Origin of the sequence: Devosia riboflavina, assembly GCF_000743575.1 — a bacterium.
GTDB classification, from domain to species: domain Bacteria; phylum Pseudomonadota; class Alphaproteobacteria; order Rhizobiales; family Devosiaceae; genus Devosia; species Devosia riboflavina.
The window spans coordinates 335,678-357,639 of sequence record NZ_JQGC01000006.1; the positions used below are offsets into that span (position 1 = coordinate 335,678).

The 21,962-nt window shown below is 62.8% G+C and carries 14 protein-coding genes; 12 read left to right on the forward strand and 2 right to left on the reverse strand.

Annotation, left to right across the window (positions count from 1 at the left end):
• Positions 1–99: 99 nt before the first annotated feature.
• From JP75_RS25230 to JP75_RS08965, 7 genes are all read left to right on the forward strand, one after another.
• Complete coding sequence (locus JP75_RS25230) at positions 100–1,053, forward strand: ABC transporter substrate-binding protein (protein ID WP_051960516.1); 954 nt, start codon at positions 100–102, stop codon at positions 1,051–1,053.
• Positions 1,053–2,084 (forward strand): FecCD family ABC transporter permease, encoded by a 1,032-nt coding sequence (locus tag JP75_RS08940; protein ID WP_035081737.1) that lies wholly within the window; start codon positions 1,053–1,055, stop codon positions 2,082–2,084. Before JP75_RS25230 ends, JP75_RS08940 begins: the two co-directional genes overlap by 1 nt.
• Positions 2,084–3,133, forward strand: coding sequence for a FecCD family ABC transporter permease (locus JP75_RS08945; RefSeq protein ID WP_051960517.1), 1,050 nt, complete (start codon positions 2,084–2,086; stop codon positions 3,131–3,133). Before JP75_RS08940 ends, JP75_RS08945 begins: the two co-directional genes overlap by 1 nt.
• A gap of 11 nt (positions 3,134–3,144) precedes the next feature.
• Positions 3,145–3,957, forward strand: a complete 813-nt coding sequence (locus JP75_RS08950) for an ABC transporter ATP-binding protein (RefSeq protein WP_051960518.1) — start codon at positions 3,145–3,147, stop codon at positions 3,955–3,957.
• A 238-nt stretch (positions 3,958–4,195) separates the two neighbouring features.
• The gene (gene dinB / locus JP75_RS08955) at positions 4,196–5,452 is read left to right on the forward strand and encodes a DNA polymerase IV (protein WP_035081742.1); all 1,257 of its coding nucleotides are present in this window, start codon (positions 4,196–4,198) and stop codon (positions 5,450–5,452) included.
• A gap of 107 nt (positions 5,453–5,559) precedes the next feature.
• Positions 5,560–6,123 carry a cysteine hydrolase family protein gene (locus tag JP75_RS08960; protein WP_035081745.1) on the forward strand — a complete coding sequence of 188 codons (564 nt, stop codon included), beginning with the start codon at positions 5,560–5,562 and terminating at the stop codon, positions 6,121–6,123.
• Positions 6,120–7,109 (forward strand): GlxA family transcriptional regulator, encoded by a 990-nt coding sequence (locus JP75_RS08965; protein WP_035081747.1) that lies wholly within the window; start codon positions 6,120–6,122, stop codon positions 7,107–7,109. The genes JP75_RS08960 and JP75_RS08965 overlap by 4 nt, the downstream gene beginning before the upstream one ends.
• Before the next feature lies 1 nt (position 7,110).
• On the opposite strand, the gene JP75_RS08970 is transcribed toward JP75_RS08965, so the two are convergent.
• Both JP75_RS08970 and JP75_RS08975 read right to left on the reverse strand, forming a co-directional pair.
• Positions 7,111–7,767, reverse strand: coding sequence for a response regulator (locus JP75_RS08970; RefSeq protein WP_035081749.1), 657 nt, complete (start codon positions 7,765–7,767; stop codon positions 7,111–7,113).
• Positions 7,760–9,139, reverse strand: coding sequence for a sensor histidine kinase (locus JP75_RS08975; RefSeq protein ID WP_035081751.1), 1,380 nt, complete (start codon positions 9,137–9,139; stop codon positions 7,760–7,762). The genes JP75_RS08970 and JP75_RS08975 overlap by 8 nt, the downstream gene beginning before the upstream one ends.
• A 365-nt stretch (positions 9,140–9,504) precedes the next feature.
• On the opposite strand from JP75_RS08975, the gene JP75_RS27205 reads away from it, so the two are divergent.
• The 5 genes from JP75_RS27205 to JP75_RS27345 all read left to right on the forward strand — a co-directional run bounded on the left by JP75_RS27205 (position 9,505) and on the right by JP75_RS27345 (position 21,948).
• The gene (locus JP75_RS27205) at positions 9,505–17,736 is read left to right on the forward strand and encodes a peroxidase family protein (RefSeq protein ID WP_051960519.1); all 8,232 of its coding nucleotides are present in this window, start codon (positions 9,505–9,507) and stop codon (positions 17,734–17,736) included.
• On the forward strand, positions 17,688–18,527 hold the full coding sequence (locus JP75_RS08985) for a calcium-binding protein (protein WP_035081753.1): 840 nt from the start codon (positions 17,688–17,690) through the stop codon (positions 18,525–18,527). The genes JP75_RS27205 and JP75_RS08985 overlap by 49 nt, the downstream gene beginning before the upstream one ends.
• 99 nt (positions 18,528–18,626) lie before the next feature.
• Positions 18,627–20,369 carry a type I secretion system permease/ATPase gene (locus tag JP75_RS08990; RefSeq protein ID WP_425277272.1) on the forward strand — a complete coding sequence of 581 codons (1,743 nt, stop codon included), beginning with the start codon at positions 18,627–18,629 and terminating at the stop codon, positions 20,367–20,369.
• Positions 20,366–21,355 carry a cadherin-like domain-containing protein gene (locus tag JP75_RS26515; protein ID WP_035081756.1) on the forward strand — a complete coding sequence of 330 codons (990 nt, stop codon included), beginning with the start codon at positions 20,366–20,368 and terminating at the stop codon, positions 21,353–21,355. Before JP75_RS08990 ends, JP75_RS26515 begins: the two co-directional genes overlap by 4 nt.
• Complete coding sequence (locus tag JP75_RS27345; protein WP_425277273.1) at positions 21,247–21,948, forward strand: calcium-binding protein; 702 nt, start codon at positions 21,247–21,249, stop codon at positions 21,946–21,948. The genes JP75_RS26515 and JP75_RS27345 overlap by 109 nt, the downstream gene beginning before the upstream one ends.
• Positions 21,949–21,962: the final 14 nt, after the last annotated feature.

The window sequence follows — 21,962 nt, forward strand, 5'->3', positions numbered from 1 at the left end:
GGGGAGCCAAATGGCCAACCGGCCCCAACCGCCAAAACTTGACTTGACCATTCAGTTTTACGAAGGCAAAAAACGCGCACTTTGCAACCAGGTGAGCCCATGACCCTTTGCGCCGTCGCTCTCGCAGCCCTGTCCTCCCTGGCACTGGCTGCCGCCGCTCATGCCGAACCCTGGACCTATATCGATGGCTCGGGCCAGACGGTCACCCTCGACGCGGCCCCCCAGCGCATCATCGCCAGCCAGGACGCCGCCGCCGGCCTCATTCCGCTCGGCATTCGCCCCGTCGGCATTTATGCCGATGGCCCGATCGCCGATGCCAAGGCCCTTCAGGGTCTCGATCTCACCGGCATCGAAATCATCGGCCAAGCCTGGGGCGAGGTCGATATCGAAAAGGCCGCCGCGCTCAATCCTGATCTGGTCCTCGCCGAATGGTGGGATCGCAACGCCACCTGGTCGGGCGGCGAAGATGTCGTCACGCTGCTGACCCAGCTCGCCCCCATCACCGGCGTTTCTGCCGGCGATTCCATCCTGGGCATGATCGAGGATTATGAAACCCTCGCCTTGAGCCTCGGTGCCGACCTCGCCCAACCCGCCATTGCTGCCGAAAAGACCGCCTTCGAAACCGCCCTGACCGATTTCAAGGCCGCCATCTCCGCCAAGCCGGGCCTGAAAGTGCTCGCCGTCTATGCCGGCGACGACGCCCTTTATGTCGCCGATCCCGCGGGCGCTGCCGAACTCCTCGACATGCAGTCCTGGGGCCTCGACCTGATCGAGCCCGAGGGCGTCGATGCCGCAGGCAATAACTATTTTGAGACTGTTAGCTGGGAAAACGCTGACAAATACCCGGCCGATCTGATCCTCGTCGACAACCGCTCGCCCGCCACCATGAAAACGGCATTGGCCCAGCCCACCTGGACGCTCAATCCCGGCGCCAAGGCCGGCCAGATCGCCGAATGGCCAGCCTTCTGGCTGCGCAACTACACCCACTATGCGGCCGCGCTCGCTGACCTGACCGCGGCCATCACGACGGCCAATGCCGACCTCACGCCCTGATGCAGGCGAGCCAGGCGAATAAGAAGACCGGCCGGGCGGCAACGCTCGGCCTCGGTCTCGCCCTCCTGGGCGCGGCACTCTTCGCCATCGTCCTGCTCTCCATGGCGACCGGCGCCCGCCCGATCCCCATCGACATGGTCTGGTCCGCGCTCGTTTCCTACGATCCCAATTCCACCGAACACCGCATCATCTGGGACCTGCGCCTGCCGCGCACCGTCGTCGGTGTCCTCGTCGGCGCGGCCCTTGGCCTTGCCGGCGCCGTCCTCCAGGGCGCCACGCGCAACCCCCTGGCCGATCCCTCCATCCTCGGCATCAATTCCGGCGCAGCCCTCTTCGTCGTCATCGGCGTTTCCGCCTTCGGCATCACCCAGCTCAACCTCTATGTCTGGCTCGCGTTTGCCGGCGCCGGCATCGCCATGCTGGTCGTCTATGCCGTCGCCTCGCTCGGCCGCGAAGGCGCAACGCCGATCAAACTGGCCCTCGCCGGTGCCGCCATGACGGCGGTTATGCAAGCCATCATCAGCGCGGTTCTCCTCACCAGCCCCCGCACCCTCGATGAAGTGCGCTTCTGGCAGGTCGGCTCACTCGCCGGCCGTTCCATGGAAATAGCCCTCCAGGTCAGCCCGTTCATTCTCATCGGCGCCGCGCTCGCCCTCGCCAGTGCCCGCCTCCTCGATGGCCTCAGCATGGGCGACGACGTTGCCCGCTCCCTTGGCCAACGCATCGGCCTCTCCCGCGGCCTCGCCGGCCTCGCCTCCGTCATCCTCGCGGGTTCCGCCGTCGCTGCGGCGGGCCCCATCGCCTTTGTCGGCCTCACCGTTCCCCACGTCGCGCGCGCCATCACCGGCCCCGGCTACCGTTGGATTCTGCCCTATTCCATGCTGATGGCGCCCATCCTCCTCCTCGGCGCCGACGTCATCGGCCGCATTATCGCCCCGCCCGGCGAAGTGCAGGTCGGCATCGTCACCGCTTTCATCGGCGCCCCCTTCTTCATCGCCTTGGTCCGGCGCCGCAAATTGGCGACCCTCTGATGACAGCCATCGACACCAGCTACATTGCAGGGGTCCGCCGCCAGCGCGAAAGCAAAGGCCGCCGCGTTACCCTTGGCCTCGTCCTGGCTCTGATCCTCGCCAGCGCTGCCGCCCTGACCCTCGGCGATTTCCCGGTCTCGCCCGAAGAAATCCTCCGCTCGCTCTTCTCCCCGTTGACCGGTTTTGCCAACAAAGGCGTCGATTTCATCGTCCTACAGGTCCGCGCCCCGCGCCTTTTCCTCGCGCTTCTCTCAGGCGCCGCCTTCGGCCTCTCCGGAATCATTTTCCAAACGCTTCTGCGTAACCCCTTGGCGAGCCCCGATATTATCGGCATCGCCCATGGCGCCAGTGCCGCCGCCGTCTTTTGCATCATCGTCCTCGGCTGGACCGGCCTCGCCGTCTCGCTCGGCTCCTTCGCCGGCGCCCTTCTTACGGCCTTCGCCATCTACATCCTCGCCTGGCGCAATGGCGTCACCGCCTATCGCGTCGTGCTCATCGGCATCGGCGCCGCCGCCATGCTCAGCGCCGTCATTTCCTACCTCTTCACCCGCGCCCGCCTTTTCGAAGTGCAGCAGGCCATGGCCTGGCTCGTCGGCAGCCTCAATGCCGCTCGCCCCGGCGATTCCGTCGTTCTCGCCATCATGCTGGTACTAACCCTGCCGCTCCTGATCGCCCTCGTACGCGGCCTCGATGGTCTGGAATTGGGCGACGACACCGCCCATGCCCTCGGCACCCGCGTCGAACAAACCCGCCTCGGCCTCATGGTCACAGGCGTTGCCTTCGCCGCCTTCGCCACGGCCGCAGTCGGCCCCGTCGGCTTCGTCGCCTTCGTCTCCGGCCCCATCGCTCGCCGCCTCATGGGCGGGGCAGGGCGCGGCATTCCCCAGGCCGGCCTCGTCGGCGCCCTGGTCATGCTGGTATCGGACCTTTTGGCGCAACACGCCTTGCCAAATCTGCAACTGCCGACCGGTGTCGTCACCGGCGGCTTCGGCGCAGTCTTCCTGCTGTGGCTGCTCATCGTGTCCGGCCGTTCGGGCCGGGTGAATTGAAGGAGACGAACATGACGCAAAACCACCAGCTCATGGCCGCCGGCCTGCACCTTGGTTATGCCGACCGCGAAATCGTCTCCGATCTCAATCTCAACGTCCCCGCCGGCAAGCTCACCGTCATCGTCGGCGCCAATGCCTGCGGCAAATCCACCCTGCTGCGCGGCCTGGCGCGCCTGCTGACCCCCAGCAAGGGCGCCGCCTATCTCGATGGCAAGCCCATCCACCAGATGCCGACCCGCGAAGTCGCCACCCTTCTCGGCGTCCTCCCGCAGTCCCCCATCGCCCCCGACGCCATCACCGTCTCCGACCTCGTCGGCCGCGGCCGCTATCCGCACCAGGGCTGGTTCCGCCGCTGGACCCCCGAAGACGATGCCGCCGTCGCCGAAGCCCTCGGCGCCACGGATATGGGTGAACTCGCCGATCGTCCCGTCGATGAACTTTCCGGCGGCCAGCGCCAACGCGTCTGGATCGCCATGGCCCTCGCGCAACAGACCGATCTCCTGCTGCTCGACGAGCCCACCACCTTCCTCGACATCAACCATCAAGTGGAAGTCCTTGATCTCCTTACCGATCTCGTGAAGGAGCGTGGTCGCACCGTCGTCGTGGTTCTCCACGATCTCAACCTCGCCTGCCGCTACGCCGACCACATCGTCGCCATGAAAGCGGGAAAAATCGTCACCGAAGGCCTTCCCGTCGACGTCATGACCGAAGCGGTCGTCCGCGAGGTCTTCGGCATGACCTCGCGCATCGTCGTCGACCCGATTTCCGATACGCCGATGATCGTCCCCATCGGCCGCCATCACGTCGAAAAGGCTGTCGCCTGAAAGCAAAAGCCCCGGAGGCTTTCGCCTTCGGGGCCGTTTATCGGTCTTCGATATCTTTCAATCGCTTTCCGACCAAGAGGTAACGCGCGACCCGCCCGCCGGTTCCCGCCGCCCTTATTTTTCTCCAAAAAATTCGCACGCCGGTTGTCCCACGCATCCCAGCCTCCCGCTTGACTCCAATCTCATCAAGTGAACAAATAGAGAACAAAATTCAAGCAGAATTGGCAGCGGTGGCATCATGTCGAAAGAACCGACTATCCTCCACGCCGATCTAGACTCCTTCTATGCCTCTGTCGAGCAACTGCTGAACCCCGACCTGCGCGGCAAGGCCATGGCCGTCGGCGGTGGTGTCGTCCTCGCCGCCTCCTACGAAGCCAAGGCCTTTGGCGTGCGCGGCGGCATGTCCGGCCGCAAGGCGCGCGAACTCTGCCCGCACCTGCTCTTCGTCCGCGGCAATTTCGATCAGTACCAACGCCTCGGCGACGCAGCCATCGCCATCCTCGAAGACTACACACCCCTCATCGAGCGCATCTCCATCGACGAAGCCTTTGCCGACGTCGCCGGCTGCACCCACCTCTTCGGCTCGCCGCGCGAAATCGCCGAAATCGTCCGCCGCCGTGTGCGTGACGAACTCGGCCTGCCCATTTCGGTGGGCGTCGCGCGCACAAAACATCTCGCCAAGGTTGCATCGCAGGTGGCCAAGCCCGATGGCCTTGTCGTCGTCGATCCCGCAACAGAACTCGACTTCCTCCACGATCTGCCCGTCGGCCTCATGTGGGGCGTCGGCCCGGTCACCGAAGGAAAACTCAAGGCCGAAGGCATTCTGACCATCGGCCAATTGGCCAACGCTCCCGGCCGCTCGCTCCGCGGACTCCTGGGCGATGCGGCAGGCGAAAAGCTCTCGGATCTTGCCTGGAACCGCGACACCCGCGCCATTGTCAGGGAACATCGCGCCCGCTCGGCCGGCGCCCAATCCGCCCTCGGCCGCCAACCGGCCACCGAAGCGGTGTTCCGTCCCGTGCTCCAGCACCTTGCTGATCGCGTCACCTCGCGCCTGCGTGCAAAGTCCCTTGCGGGCCGCACCATCACCGTCCACGTCCGCTTCGCCGATATGCGCGCCGTCACCCGCGCTATGACCCTCGATGCGCCCGTCTCGGCCACCCTGATCGTCGCCGAGATCGCCGAAGAACTGGTCCGCCAGGCCCTCGCCGACCACCCAAAGGAAAAATCGATCTCGCTGCTCGCCGTCTCGGTCTCGCACATCGAAGAGCAACGCGTGATCCAGCTCGAACTCTCGCTCGGCCTCGATGACGAAAAGCGTCGCCCCGGTTCACGCCAGGGCGCCGCCCGCTGGTCGGCCGATCGCGCCATGGACAAGGCCCGCACCCGCTTCGGCCGCGACGTCATCGGCTACGCCGCCGCCCATCTCGAACGCAAAAATTCCGTCCCCGACGCCTTCCGGGAGCTGGCCGAAAAGGACCTTGGCCGGAACTAATGTTCATGCATGTCCTTTTTTGTCCGCTCTGCGTCTCGCCTATGCCTCGAAATCCTCGACAGAAAGCCTACGATCGCGTCATATCCCGCATAACGGAGTGTCCAGAAATGACCGATACCGCTCTTCTCGTTATCGACGCCCAGGAAAGCTTCCGCCAGCGCGCCAATTGGCACGAAGTGGACAGCCCCACCTATCTGAAAAACCAGCAGGCCCTGATCGACGGCGCCCTGGCAAAGGGCTGGAAGATCGTCCGCGTCCTCCATGGCGAGCCCGAAGGCATTTTCTCGCTCGCTTCCGGCTTTGTGAAACCCCTCAGCGAACTCACCCTCGACAAGCCCGACCTCGAATTCATCAAGCTGCGCCACTCTGCCTTCGTCGGCTCCCCACTCGAAGTTTTTCTCATCGAAAGCGGCATCCGCCGCCTCGTCATCTCCGGCATCCGCACCGAGCAGTGCTGCGAAACCACCACCCGCCACGGCTCTGATCTCGGCTGGCAGGTCGATTATGTCACCGAAGCCACTCACACCATGCCGCTCACCGACGCCACCGGCAAAACCTGGACCGTCGAGGAACTGAAGGCTCGCACCGCCGCCGTCCTCGATGGCCGCTTCGCCCGCGTCTGCACCATCGCCGAAGCCCTCGCCGGCGCCCCCAAGGCAGAGGCCGCATGACGGAAAGCCCGCGCCGCATCCCGACCTATGTCGTCCTGCCGGCGCGGACGCTGCTGCTCGACGTCGCGGGGCCGGTGGAAGCCCTGCGCTACGCCAATCGCGCCCAGGATCAGGTGCAATTCGACGTCCGCTATGTCGGCGCCTTGCGCGAAGTCACAACTTCGATCGGCCTAAAAATCTCCGGCATCGAGCCGCTGCCCGAAACGATAGAGCAGGGCGCCATGATCATCCTCTCCGGCCACACCGAAGAGCCCCTGCATGCCGGTCTTCCCCCGGACCCGCTCGATGCGGGCGCCGACGAAGCTGTCGCCTGGCTCCGCCGCGTGGTCGAGCCCGAAACCCTCCTCGTCTCCATCTGCTCCGGCGCACTACTCGCCGCCCGTGCCGGCCTTCTCGATGGCGTCAGTTGTACCACGCACTTTTCCGATTGCGGCGAACTCGCCGCCGTCGCCCCATCGGCAAAAGTGCTGGAAAACCGCCTCTATGTCGAAGATGGTAATCGCTATACCAGCGCCGGTATCACCGCGGGCATCGACCTGATGCTCCACATCATTGGCCGCCTCACGAGCCCCGCGATCTCGGCCGCCGTCGCCCGCCAACTCGTCGTCTATCTCCGCCGCGCCGGCACCGATCCGCAGCTATCGCCCTGGCTCGAAGGCCGCAACCACATCCACCCCGCCATCCATCGCGTGCAGGACGCCATCACGGCCGATCCCACCCGCGATTGGTCCCTCGAATCCCTCGCGCCCATCGCTTTCGCCAGCCCGCGCCATTTGAGCCGCCTCTTCAACGACCACGCGGGCATGAGCATCCCCGACTATCTCAACAAGCTCCGCGTCGCCTTGGCCCAGCAGTTGCTGACCGAAACCCGCCTCGACATCGAACGCGTCGCAGAAAAATCCGGCTTCAATTCCAGCCGCCAGCTCCGCCGCGCCTGGAGCCGCATCAGCCCCACCCCACCCAGCGCCCTGCGCCGCTTGAGCTAAATCAGGTCTCCCCCTCGAACATGCTGCGCGCAAAGACGGCCGCCTCCACGCGGTTGCGCACCCCGAGTTTTACGAAAATGCGGCCGAGGTGGTATTTTACCGTCGCCGTGCTGATGCCCAGATGCTCCGCCACTTCCCCGTTGCTGCTGCCCTTCGCGATGGCCCGCAACACAGCCCGTTCCTGCTCGGAGAGAGCCGAGATCGAAACCCGATCGGCATCCGCCTTGGAGGCGTTGTTGAGCGTCGTCAGCCAGCCGGCAAGCGATTGCGAGGAAAGGTAGGTCTCCCCGTTCTGCACGTCGTTGATGATGGCGATGAGGTCGTCCGGAGACGTCTCCTTGGTAACGAACCCCGCCGCCCCCTCGCTCATCGCCGCCACAACGTCCTGGCCTTCCTCGGAAGCGGTCAAGATGACGACCTTCGTGCCCGGGCTCACTTCGAGAATCGAGCGAATGTGCCCAACGCTACTGGCCCGCTGCATCCAGAGATCGAGAAGCAGAATGTCGGGCCGGTGCCGTGACGCCAGCTCTATTGCATCGGCGGGGCTGCCACCTTGCGCCACGACCGAGATTCTGTCGGATGCCGCGAGCGCCTGGGCCAGCCCGGCGCGAAAAATGGCATGGTCGTCGACAAAGACGACTGTGGTGACCTCACTCATCTGGCTCCTCCACATCAAGGCTCACTTCCAGCGAAAATTCGTCGCCGATCCGCCGCGCCGCAAATATACCATTGAGGATTTCCACACGCGCCTTGAGCCCGTCGAGCCCCATCCCCGACAGTTCATGCGGCTCGCGCGTCCGTGCCGCCAATATCGCGTTACGCAGTTCTATCCGCGCCCTTTGCCCCGACATGGCGCAGGTCACGGTGACGATCGTATCCTGGGAATGTCGGAACGCGTTGTTCAATCCCTCCTGCACGATCCGATAGAGCGCGATCTGCGTTTCAAGGCCGGCATTGGCGGCGCCGAACTGTCCCGCGCGAACGACGCTCGCCCCGGTACGCGCCTCATGCGCTTCGATCGCCAGGTCGACGATCGCGTCGAGCGAGAGGTTGGCGATATCGGGCAGGATGAGCCCATAACTGATGCTGCGGATTTCCGACAATGCCGTAATCAGCGACGTGCGCATCGCGTTCAATATCCGCGCCCGCTCGGCCGGCGTTTTCGCCAGCGCGCTTTCCTGCGCCTTGAGCAGGGCAAAATTGATGAGCTGGGATGGCCCGTCATGCAGGTCCGCACTCGCCAGTTTCAGGCGCTTTTCGGCGAGGGCCGCAGCGTTGCGCACCTCGCCGACCTGTGCTCGCAAATGCAGCGACGCCTTCAATCGTTCTGCGAGATCAAGCCGCTGTGCTTGAATAGTCCTGCTACCTCTTTGCACTATGCCAAAAAGGACGATGATTGCTGCCGCTGCGCCCGCCACCACGAAAGACCAGACCACGAGGGTTGTATTGGTCAGCGAGTGCTCCAGCGCTTCGGTGGTCTCGTGAATTTCCACGACGGCAATGATCTCTTCGCTGCCAAGCCTGTGGACCGGCGCGTAGACCTCGAGCAACCCCGCCTGGAGCTCGCGTAGCGTGTGCTCCTCGGCCCCCAGGTCGGCAAAGGTAGAGCTGACCTTTCCTTCAAAGGCGTGGCGGGCCTCTACGGGCAGCGGAAACTTGCGTCCGATCAGGAATGTCGAGTTTGAATAGGCGACCTCGCCGCTTGGCAGCCAAACTTCGAGATAGGGGAACCGATCCCGAAAATCCTCCTTGGCCATCAAGGTATCCATTCGGGCAATATTATCCTCGGAAATGGCCCCGCCATCCGCCACGTCCTGCAGCATCGTGGAAAACACGCCGTCCAGAAACAGCGCCGTTTGCTGGGTTCGCTCATTGATCTCGCTCTGATTGAGCACCGCGCTGATGAGCATGCCCGAAACGGCACTGACCAGCACTACCACGGTCACGCTGGCGATCAGGTATTGCGTTGCCAGCTCGAGGTCGCGCCAGCGCAGAACAGCACCCTGAACATGCTGCCTGAGCCCAATCATGTCTCGAAACGTCCCTCAGGCAAACATGGTGCCAGTAGACTCCCCCAACGCACTTTCAGACCTCCCTGTCTTCTCCGGCCAACACTATGCACCGGAGAAAATACCATCCTCCAATATTTCCACTTCAACAACGCCGAACTGCGCAACTTCTTGAGGCGCGGGCAAAAACGCTCGACCAAGGCCCTAGCCACTTGGCTAGTCGCACGCTAACCAAGCCGATAGGACCGGTTCCGACCTCAAGGGAAAAAGTCTCAAGACCTACCGATATTACGGCCAACTCATTGTCGTTTTAGCGTCTCCATAACGAAAACCCCTGCGCTCAGTGTTTGGCCCCAGCAGCGTTTTCGATTGTTTGGGAGATGAGAATGGTAACGCTCGTAAAGCACGATCTGGAATTCATCCTGAAGCAGATCGAGATCGCGGAAGCACACGCCGCAGGCGGCGATCTTGCAGCTTTGGTCGCCGGCTATGGCGGCAATGATGGCCTCGCGCAGGCTCATCTCCTGCCCTATGGCCTCCGCACCGTCGATGGCAGCTACAATAACCTGCTGCCCGGCCGGGAAAACTGGGGCGCCTCCGATCAGAGCTTTCCGGGGCTTTTCACCCCGACCTATCTCGATGATGACGACGGCGACCGCTACGACTTCAACCCGCTCCCGAATATGGAGACCTGGTACACCAACAATGATTACGCCAATGCCGGGACGAACAGCGGTTCCCAGCCTGGGCCGGGCAGTGGCACGGTCATCGACGCCGATCCGCGTATCATCTCCAATCTCGTCGTCGATCAGACCCTGAACAATCCGGCCGCCATAGCCGCGGCGCTGACCCTAGCCGGCGTTCCCAACGAACAGCTCTATGAAATTCTTGGCCAGATCGTCGATGCCAAGCGAGCAGTCGACGCCGCCTCGGCGGGCAATGCGACCCCTCAGGATATCGCAAACCTCGAGGCCGCCGTCGAGGCCGCAGAGGCTGCCTTGGCGCAGGCCAGCGCTGGCGCGGTGGCCCTGATTGCCGCAGCGGCCGACGATCAGGCCCTGCTGACCGCCGCGGAAGGCGCTCTTGCGACCGCTCAAACCGCTGCCACTCAGGCTGTTGCCGCAGTCGCCGCGCTCCTCACCGACAACATTCCCAATGCCGATCAGGGCACCGCCTTTGCTGACGCCATTGCGCATTCCGATCTCATGCAGGCTGCGCTTGTTACGGCCCAAGCCAATGTGACGTCTGCCTCCACCAATGCCGCTGCATCCGCGCAGGCTTTGGCCGATGTCGTCGGCCCAGCCACCAATGCCCTCGCTGATGCGCAGGCGGATCTGGATGCTGCATTGGAGACCACGTCCGATCTCGACGTCGCCCAGTCTCACCTCACGGCTCTTCTCGGTGCCTATGGTGTCGAGATGGATGACAACACCATCTTCCTGCCCAATGTTTCGCCCGACGAAGGCCTGTCCTCGCCGTTCAATGGCTGGATGACGATCTTCGGCCAGTTCTTCGATCACGGCCTCGACCTTGTGGCCAAGGGCGGCAATGGCACTGTCTATGTGCCGCTCTCCCCGGATGACCCGATGTATGTGCCCGGCGGTCAGAACTACATCCCGCTCACCCGCGTCACGGTCAATCCCGGCGCCGATGGCATTCTCGGCACGGCCGATGACGGTGCCGGCCCCAAGAACCTGACGACGCCCTGGGTGGACCAGAACCAGACCTACGCATCGACCGCCTCCAAGCAGGTCTTTATGCGCGAATACATTGCGGGTCCGGACGGCAAGCCCATCGCCAGTGGCCTCCTGCTCGAAGGCACCAATGGCGGTCTCGCCACCTGGGCCGATATCAAGAAGCAGGCTGCCGACGTCCTCGGCATTAAACTGACCGACCTCAATGTCGGCAATATCCCGCTGGTCGCCTCTGACGAATACGGCAACTTCATTCCCGGCGCCAATGGCTATCCGCAACTTGTGGTGAACCTGGGACCCGACGGCATCCTTGGGACAGCCGATGACGTGTTGCGTGAAGGCAATCCCGCTTCGCCCGTCAGCGCACAAGGCGTCGCCGTCACCGGCCATGCCTTCCTTGACGATATTGCCCACGCGGCCGTGCCGGTCATTTCCGGTGGCGCGCTTCGGCCTGATGATGACGCAGCGCTGGGCTATTCGGGTGGCATGGTCCAACTTGCTATCGGCTCCCCTCCCGTCCTGCAGTTTGACGTGAACGGGGATCCTATCATGGTTCGCAGCCTGGATAATGGCCGGGGCGGACAGACATTTTACGACAACGAACTGCTCGATCGCCACTTCATCGCCGGCGATGGCCGCGTCAACGAGAACATCGCCCTGACCGCCGTCCACCAGGTCTTCCACTCCGAGCACAACCGCATCGTGGAAATGACCAAGCAGATCGCGCTCGATAGCGGCGACCTGAACTTCCTCAACCAATGGCTCCTCGTCGACGTCGCAGCGATCCCGACAACGCAGGCGGAAATCAATGCCCTCGTCTGGGATGGCGAACGTCTCTTCCAGGTCGGCCGCTTCACCAATGAAATGGAGTATCAGCACCTGGTGTTCGAGGAATTCGGCCGCATGATGCAGCCCGATATCGATGCCTTCGTGTTCGAGCCTTCAGCCGATATCAATCCCAGCATCGCCGCCGAATTCGCCCACGTGGTCTATCGCTTCGGCCACTCGATGCTGCGTCAGGACATTGCCGTCATCCAGATGGATGAAGACGGCAGGCCCATCCAGAACGACATCACCCTCTTCGAAGGCTTCCTCAACCCGATCAAATACGACTCCCTGGGCTCGGCCGAAGAAGCCTCGGGCGCCATCATCCGTGGCATGAGCCGCCAGGTCGGCAGCGCCATCGACGAATTCGTCACTGACGTGCTGCGCAACCAGTTGCTCGGCATTCCGCTCGATCTCGCCACCATCAACCTCGCGCGTGGTCGCGATGTCGGCACCCCGCCGCTCAATGTCGGCCGCCAGAAATTCTACGACGAGACCGGCGATACCCTGCTCAAGCCCTATACGAGCTGGGCCGATTTCGCCCTCAATCTCATGAACCCGGCCTCGATCATCAATTTCATCGCGGCCTATGGCACCCATGAGACGTTGATCAATAACGAGGCCAATCCCAAGACCATCGAGCAACTGCGCGAAGCAGCGACCTTGCTGGTGCTCGGCGGGGATGGCGCGCCAGCCGACCGACTTGATTTCCTCAATGCCACCGGCGCCTATGCCGGCGGCAAGCTCGGCGGCCTCAACGACGTCGATTTCTGGATCGGTGGCCTCGCCGAAAAGAAAATGGCCTTCGGCGGCATGCTGGGCTCGACCTTCGCCTTCGTCTTCCAGATGACCATGGAAAACCTGCAGGACGCCGACCGGTTCTACTACCTGTCGCGCACCCAAGGCCTTAACCTCCTCAACGAGCTGGAAAACAACACCTTTGCCGAACTGGTCATGCGCAATACCGACCTCGGCGACGACCATTCGACCGCATTGCCGGGCAATCTCTTTTCGGCCTTCGAAATGCCGACCCTGGAAATGGATCCGAGCAAGCAGCTCGACGAGGATCCGACCCAGGACAATCCCTATCTGCCCTTTGCCAATATCGTGGAGCGGCGCGACGCAGCCGGCAACCTGATTGCTGCGGGCGATACCACCACCGTCGCCGCCTATATCCGCGTCAACAGCAATGAGCATTTCACCATCGGCGGCACCGAGGGCAATGACACCATCGTTTCCGGCGGTGGCGACGACGCCATCTGGGGCAAGGGCGGCGATGACCGCATCGAGGCCGGCTACGGCGTCGACAAGGTTTTCGGCGGCGAGGGCGACGACATCATCACCAATGCCGGCACCGATATCGGCGAGGCCGATTTCCTGCATGGCAACGAGGGCAATGACGTCATCCACGGCGGCTCCGGCCTGTCGCTGATTTTCGGCAACCAGGGCAATGACTTCCTGATCGCCGGCCCCGACGGCAAGGAAATCTTCGGCGGCACCGGCAATGACTTCATCCTCGGCGGCACGGGCGGCGATTTCCTGCTCGGCAACGAGGGTAACGACTGGATCGAAGGCGGCGATCGCTTCGATACGCTGGCCGGCGAAAACTCCGAACTGTTCTTCAACTCCTCCATTGTCGGACACGACGTGCTGCTCGGCGGCGGTGGCGACACCGATTATGACGCCGAATCCGGCGACGACATCATGTCCCAGAATAGCGAGGGCATTCAGCGCTCCAACGGCATGGCTGGTTTTGACTGGGCCATCCACAAGGGCGACAGCCAGGCCGCCAATTCCGACCTCGGCATTCCCATCTTCGAAACCCAGGAAGCCTTCATCCTGCGCGACCGCTTCGACCTCGTCGAAGGCCTTTCCGGCTGGGACAAGAACGATACCCTGACCGGCCGTAACGTCGCGGTAAACACCCGCGCCGAAGCGGAGGGCACGGCAGCCATCCCCAATGCAGGCTCCGCACTCGACAGCTATTCCAACGCGCTCCTCGAAAAGAACGTCGATCTGATCACCGGCCTGCGGGCGCTCGTCGCCCATATCACCCGGACCAACCAGACCGGCGCCAATGGCGTCGTCGAATCCGTCGTGCTTGAAACGGCCGATGCTTCCGACATCCTGCTCGGTGGTGGCGGCAGCGATACCATCAAGGGTCTCGCCGGTAACGACGTCATCGACGGCGACATGTGGCTCAACGTCCGCATCATCGGCACCTCGAAGCTGGGAACGAGCTTCTCGGCCGACTACATGGAAAGCCCGGTCACGCTCTACAGGAACACTCAGGGCCAACTGGTCCCGGCCAGCACGCCAAACGCCATTGCGGTGACCAAACCGCTGACGACCTGGATGCTGGAAGGCGCGATCAATCCCGGCGCCCTCAGCATCGTGCGCGAAATCGTCAATGGCAATGTCACTGGTGATTTCGATCGCGCCGTTTATACCGACATCCGGACCAATTACAGCTTCGGTCTCAATTCCGACGACAGCCTTTTCATCGATCACTCAGGCTTCGTACAGCCTCAGAACGACGATGACTTGCCCGAACAGGAGGAGGGGACCCCGAACCTGCGTTCGGACGGCAAGGACACTTTCCGCAATATCGAACTGCTGTCCTTCAGCGAAAACCGCTTCCTCAACGTCATCGAGGGCACCAGCGCCAACGAGACGCTCACCGGCACCATCACCGATATCGGCTTCGGCCGCGACGATCTGATCTCCGGCCGGGACGGCAATGACACCCTCAATGGCGGCGTCGGCGACGACGTGCTGCTCGGTGGCGACGGTGCCGATACCCTCAACGGCGGCGACGGCAACGATATCCTGATCGGCGGCAAGGACGGCACGACCACGACAACCACCACGTCGACCTACGCAGACAATTTCAACACCACAAGCTTCGGCAATTCTACCGGTGGAACCAACTGGGGCCCCGATTGGGTAGAAACCGGTGACGACAACAGTGATGACAGCGGTCAGATTCAGATCGACGAAGCTATTAATAACGCCCTCGGCTTCGTGGCAGGCAACGGCGCGCAAATCCAACGTACCGTAAACCTGGCAGGCGCTACCTCGGCCACCTTGAGCTATTCCATCGTCGAGTCCGGTCTCGATGAGAATGACGACAGCCTCACCGTGTACTTCTCAAGGACAGGCCTCGAAGCCGATTTCGTGCAGGTCGATCTGATCAATAACTCGACCAATACCGTGAACCGCTCCATCAACCTGAATCTCTTTGGTTCGGGAGAGTTTACGGCCAACGCCGCCATCCGCTTCGTCGCATCGAGCTATGAGGGCACCGACAGCGTCGCTATCGACAACCTATCCATCAGCTTCACGACCAGCACAACCAATACTGCCGGCGACCTGCTCAATGGTGGCAATGGCGACGACACCTATGTGATCAACCTCGGTGACGGCAGCGACGTCATCACCGAATCCAGCGGCACAGACAGGATTGTGATCGGTGCCGGGGTGCTCACCGGGCTGACCGCCTTCAGCGGCGCCAGCAACGATCTGGTTCTCCAGTTCAATGGTCAGCAGGTGACCGTCAACGACCACTATGACAGCGCCGGTGAAGTGGTCGAAACCATCAATCTCGATGGCACAACCTACGAAGGCTATGCTTTCGACGGCGATTACGCCCTCAGCACCGACGACAATGGTGACCGCGAAGCAGCCGCCGGGGTCAACACGCTCCTCGCCGGCTCCACCGGCAGCAATGAGCTGATCGGCGCCGACGGCGGCGATCTGCTCTTTGGCCATGACGGCAATGACACGCTCCTCGGCGGAACCGGCGACGACCTGCTGGTCGGCGGCAGCGGCGATGACGAACTCGACGGCGAGGCCGGCGCCGATACCATGGTGGGTGGCGCAGGCAATGACATCTACATCGTCGACGATGCCGGCGACGTAGTCGTCGAAGCGGGAGGCGGTGGTATCGATGAAGTACAAACCGACCTTGCCGCCTATACCCTTTCCGCCAATGTCGAAGACCTCACCTATACCGGCGCGGGCACCTTCACTGGTACAGGCAACGCGCTCGACAACGTCATCGAGGGCGGGGCAGGGGTCGATACCCTGACCGGTCTCGGCGGCAACGATACCTATCTCGTCACCGCTGGCGATGTGGTGGTGGAAGCCGAAAACGGTGGCACTGACACTATCGTGTCCGCGGCCTCCTATGTGCTGGGAGCCAATCTCGAAAATCTCTCGCTGACCGGCAATGCCGACGGCATCAACGGCACCGGCAACGCCCTCGACAATGTCCTCACCGGCAATGGCGGCACCAATCAGCTCTTCGGCGGCGCGGGCAATGACACCATAAATGGCGGTGACGACGCTGATTTCATCGATGGCGGCAGCGGCAACGATATCCTGCATGGCGGCGCTGGCAACGACACCGACATCCTGATCGGTGGCGAAGGCAACGACACGATCTATCTCAACACCAATTCCGGCATCACCAATGATGGCAACGACATCATCCGCTACACAGCGGCCAACTTCGGCGATGACACGATCCACGGCTTCGACGCGAATGCCAATGGCGGACAGGACCAGATCGATCTCAGCGCTCTTGGCGTCACGGCCGCCAATTTCAATAGCCGCGTATTCGAAAGTGCTTCGGGCGCCGATACCATCCTGACCATCCGCGAAAACGGACCGGCCTCGACCATCCTCGGCACCATTCGCATCGCCGGAGTGAGCAACGCCAATATCGATGCTACCGATTTCATCCTGGCTTCTGCCCCTCCGGCCCTGGTCATCAACGGCACAGATGCCGGTCAGACCACCAATGCCGGCAATAGCGCCGAAACCATCTATGCGAATGGCGGCAATGACACGGTCAACGCCAATGGCGGCAATGATGTCGTCTTCGGCGGGGAGGGTGCCGATACGCTCAACGGCGGTGACGGCAACGACACGCTCTCGGGCGGCCTGGGCATGGCAAACGGCACCATGGTCGACAATTTCCTTTCTGCCTCCTACTCAAACAACAACGGCAACGTCAATTTTGCCGGCAACTGGTCCGAAAACTCCGACAATGGCGGAGCGACCGGGGGCGACATCCTGATAACCGGTGGCCGGCTGACCTTTGCGTCGGGCACCGACAATAACGACTCCATCCAGCGCGCCATCAATCTGACGGGCGCAACGGCTCCCACGCTGTCCTTCGACTACCAGGCGGTCGGCCTCGATACGGGTGAAACCGTAGTGGTTCAGGCGCTCAATGGTAGCACCTGGGACACGCTGGGCACGCTGGGCGGAAACGCAACATCCAGCTTCTCTTCGCCCCTCAATCCCGCCCATTCGGCGATCCGCTTCGTCGCCACCGGCGGGTTTGAGACCGGAGAATCCTTCCACATCGACAATGTGGTCGTGGCCCTCGGTCCAAACAGCGGCGTCGACACCATCAACGGCAATGCCGGGGATGACACCATCATCTGGAACGCCAACAATACGGGTCCGACCGATGGCTTCGACATCGTCGATGGCGGCACCGAAGGCACGGCCGGCGACACCTTCGTCGTCAATGGCAATGGCGCCGTCGAAACCTACCGCATCTACACCAAGGCCGCGGCAGCCGCCGCAGGCTTTGCCTCGGCAGCCCTGACGGAAATCGTCATCACCCGCCACGTCGGCCTGGCCGCGGCGGTGGTCATTGCCGAATTGCGCGAGATCGAAGAAATCCGCATCAACGGCGTCGACCCTGCCGACAACACCACTGCCAGCGGCGATACGGTCGAGATCATCGGCGATTTCTCGGCCACGAGCCTCCGCCTCAACACCATCACCATCGATGGCGATGCGGGCGACGACACGATCGACATATCCGCTACGTCTCCCATGGCGGCCCGCCGATCATCGATGACGAAGACGATGATGAGGATGACGGCGACGAAGACGATCACGGCCCAGGCGACGATGACGACGACTGGGACGACGAAGACGACGACGACGATGATGCGCCTGATGTCGGTGGTCCGGTACTTGGGACGCCGCAGGATGATGTCCTGCTCGGGACTTCGGGTGGCGACCTGGTGTTCGGCTTTGCCGGCACGGACTACATCATCGCCAATGCCGGGGTAGACGTGATCCGCGCCGGCGCCGGTGATGACTTCGTCGATGCCGGCTCGGGCCGCGATATCATCTTTGCCGATGATGGCGATGACGATGTCTTCGGCGGCGATGATGACGACCTGATCTATGGCGAAGGTGGCCACGATCGCCTCTTCGGTGGATCAGGCAATGACCTCGTCGATGCCGGTGACGGCAATGACACCGTCTTCGGCGGGGCCGGCAACGACCTCTTCGTCGCCTCGCTCAACGATGGCAACGACACCTATTATGGTGGCGAGCTCTCGGGCGACAGTGGCAATGACACGCTCGACATGGCCTTCCTCACCAGCGATGCGGTTGTCGATCTCGGCACTGGTGTCGGCGGCCGCGGCAGCGCGGTCTCGACCGAGAGCGGGGTGGACACGCTCTATGGCGTCGAAAACGTCACCACCGGCTCGGGCAATGACACGATCACCATGTCCAATGCCGTCAATGTGGTGGATGGCGGGGCGGGCGAGGACATCTTCGTCTTCGGTTCCACTGCCGCCGCCCATGGCGACACGATCCGCGGCTTTGAGGCCGGCGACAAGATCGATCTCTCGGGGATCGATGCCAATGCCGGACTGGCGGGGAACAATAGCTTCACCCTCGAAAGCGGCCAGGCAACAACCGCCCCGGGCCAGATCGTGGTCACCCATGAGACGCGCGAGGATGGGGAATATACCGTCATCTCGGGCAATACCGCCGGGGACAATGCGCCGGAGTTCCGCATCAGCATTGCCGGCAATCACACCCTGACCGGCTCGGACTTCAACCTCTAGCCTCCAACTGCCCGGCCGGGACCCACCGGCCGGGCTTTTTCTTCCAAAAGAAATCCATCCATTCTTCGGGGGCCGATCATGGCATCGACGACAAAGGCAATGGCCGAACATCGCGGCGACGAGATGCTGCGCAAGGAGTTCAAGGGCGTCGCGGTCTTCCTGTTCTGGATCTCCGGCATCATCAATGTGCTGGCTTTGACCGGCTCGTTCTACATGCTGCAGATCTATGACCGGGCCCTGACCAGCGGCTCCATCCCGACCCTTGCGGCCCTCTCCATCCTCGTCATCGGCCTCTATCTCTTCCAGGGCGTTTTTGACATCGTGCGCAGCCAGCTCCTCGTCCGTATCGGCGCGCGCTTTGATCGCATGCTGGCCCCCATTGCCCATCGCGTCAGCGTCGACATGCCCCGCTTCGGCTTTTCCACCGGCGAGGCCCTGGAACGCGGCCGCGATGTCGACACCATCCGCACCTTCATGGGCAGCCAGGGTCCGGTGGCCCTGTTCGACCTGCCCTGGGTGCCGCTCTATATTCTGTTCGTCTACTTCCTCCACCCCGTGCTCGGCGCCCTGACCCTGGGCGGCGCCTTCGTCCTGACCCTCCTCACCATCTGGACCGAACTCAAGTCGCGCAAATTGGCCGCCGCCGCCCAGCAGGCTTTCCTCTCCCGCAATGCCGTGGCCGATTCCAATGCCCGCAATGCCGATATCCTCAAGGCCATGGGCTTTGCCGGAAGGGCGGTCAGCCGCTTCAACGAGGTCAATCAGGATCACCTGACCCTGCAAACCCGCGCCAGCGATGTCATCGGCACCTTCGGCGCCTTCTCGCGTATCCTGCGCATGGTGCTGCAATCGGCTTTGCTCGGGGTCGGTGCTTACCTGACGATCCAGGGCCAGATGTCTGCCGGCGCCATCATCGCCGTCTCGGTCGCCTCGTCCCGCGCCCTCGCCCCCATCGACATGGCCATCGGCAATTGGAAGGGCGTCGTCGCCGCCCGCCAGGCTTTTAAACGCCTGCGCGATACCATGGTCGCTCTCTCCAACATGACCAAACCGATCGACCTGCCGGCCCCGACCAAGTCGCTCAAGGTCGACAAGATCTCGGTGGCCGCCCCCGCCTCGGGCCGCGTGTTGTTGACTGAAGTCGGCTTCGAGCTCAATGCCGGCCAGGGTCTTGGGGTGATCGGCCCCAGCGGCGGCGGCAAGACCACGCTCGTTCGTGCCCTCACCGGCATCTGGCCGTCCCTGCGCGGCGCCATAAGGCTCGACGAGGCTGACCTCACCCAGTGGGATGAGGAAAAACTCGGTCAATATATCGGCTATCTCCCCCAGGACGTGGCGCTGCTCGATGGCACGATCGTGGAAAACATCACCCGCCTCTCGCCCCAGCGCGATGCCCGCGCCATTGTCGCGGCCACAAGAGCCGCCGGCGTCCACGAGATGATCGTGCGCCTTCCCGATGGCTATGATACCCAGCTCGGTCCCATGGGCACCGCCCTCTCGGCCGGCCAGCGCCAGCGCATCGGCCTTGCCCGTGCCCTTTATGGCGATCCCTTCGTCGTCATCATGGACGAGCCCAATGCCTTCCTCGATGCCGAGGGCGAAGCGGCGCTGAACCTCGCCATTCGCCAGATCCGCGCCCGCGGCGGCATTGCCGTGGTCGTTGCCCATCGCCCCTCGATCCTGGCCGAAGTCGACATGGTCGCCGTCATCCAGAATGGCCGGCTTACCGCCTTCGGACCCAAGGAAGAGATCGTCGCCGGCCAGCGCCAGGCAAACCTCAATACCAATGCCAATGGCTTGAAGGTGGTCGAGCCGCGTACGGAAACGGGAGGCATGGCATGATCATCGAGGCCAAATCCAGCCAGCAGCAACAAAAGACCGATCCGGCCGACCTCAGGAAAAAGCTCGAGTTCAACGTCCCCGAAAAAGCCTCGCGCCTGCCGGTCTATCTCGCCCTCTTCTTCACCGGCATTGCCGCCTACATAAAAAGCGCCTTTCCCGCCGGAGCCCAGGACCATGTGCCCGGCGCCGAGCCCAATCCTGCCGCCAATAGCGGCGCCCCGCGCGGCACCCGCCAGGAGCCGGGCGGTCCCGGGGTCGATCTCATGACCACCGGCTCCATCGAGGAGGAGCAACATCCCAGAAGCGCGGTGCGCCATGCGGCCGGGGACTGGGACGAGCCCTTCACCATGCCCGATCCCATCGCCTTCCACTATACCGCGGCCTCCTTCGACTTCCTCGGTCCCAATGTCGCGCCCTTCTTCCCCGCTGCCGTCCACTATCGGCCGCAGAACGACAATGCCGCGCTTATAGAACGCGCCGAACCGAACCTCTCCACTGCTCCTGCGGCCCCCAGACCCCATCATGACGCCGATGCCCAAAACCCCACTGAGGATGAGGGCGGCAATGACAACGACAATGACGCGGAAGACGAGGATGACGACGAGGATCAGGACCAAAACACCAACCGCGCCCCGACCGTGCTCGGTCCCGTCCGCCTCAACGACATCTTTGCCGGCCAGGTGGTCCTGATCGGCCTCTCCCAACTGCTCTTCGGCGCAACCGATCCCGACAATGACATCCTGACCATCAACGACCTCACCGCCACCGGCGGCCCCCTGGTGCAAACCAATCACGGCTGGTCCTTCATCACCGTGCCGGGCATGCTCGGTCTCGTCACCTTCACCTATGAGATCAGCGACGGGGCAATGACACCATCATCGCCGGGCAAGGCGACGACACCGTCTCAGGAGGCCAGGACGACGACGTCATCTATGGAAACGACGGAAACGACACTCTCTCGGGCAATGACGGCAATGACATCATAAATGGCGGTGAAGGCGATGATGTCGTCTCCCCCGGTTCCGGCGACGACCATGTCGATGGCGGCGAGGGTTTCGACACGCTCGACTATTCCGAAAGCGAAGAAGGCATCGTCGTCGATTTCGTCGCGAGCCTTGCGACCGGCGACACCATCGGCACCGACACTTTCCGCAACATCGAAGCCGCCATCGGCGGCAGCGGCAACGACACCTTCTTCATCGGCACTACTGCTACGGTCATCACGGGCGGCCGCGGCGACGATCTCTTCATCTTCACGGTGATCGACGAAACTCCCTTGCTGAGCCGCCAGCTCGTCCACGAAATCCTCGACTTCGTGGTCGGCGATCGCATCCGCGTGGCCGACTACGACATCTCCCGCCGCGCCGCCCGCACCGAGGAAGAGCGCTTCGAAGATTTTTATGACGACCTCGATGATGGCGACCGCGAGGACCTGCCCATTCGCGTGCGCTACGAGCGCTATGACGACATCGACCACTCCATCATCGAGGCCGATGCCGACGGCGACGACTTCTACGAAATCGCCATCCGCGTCGACGGCGTCCAACTGCCCTTCAACATCGAACACACCATCGTCTGACCTGCGTTCCGGAG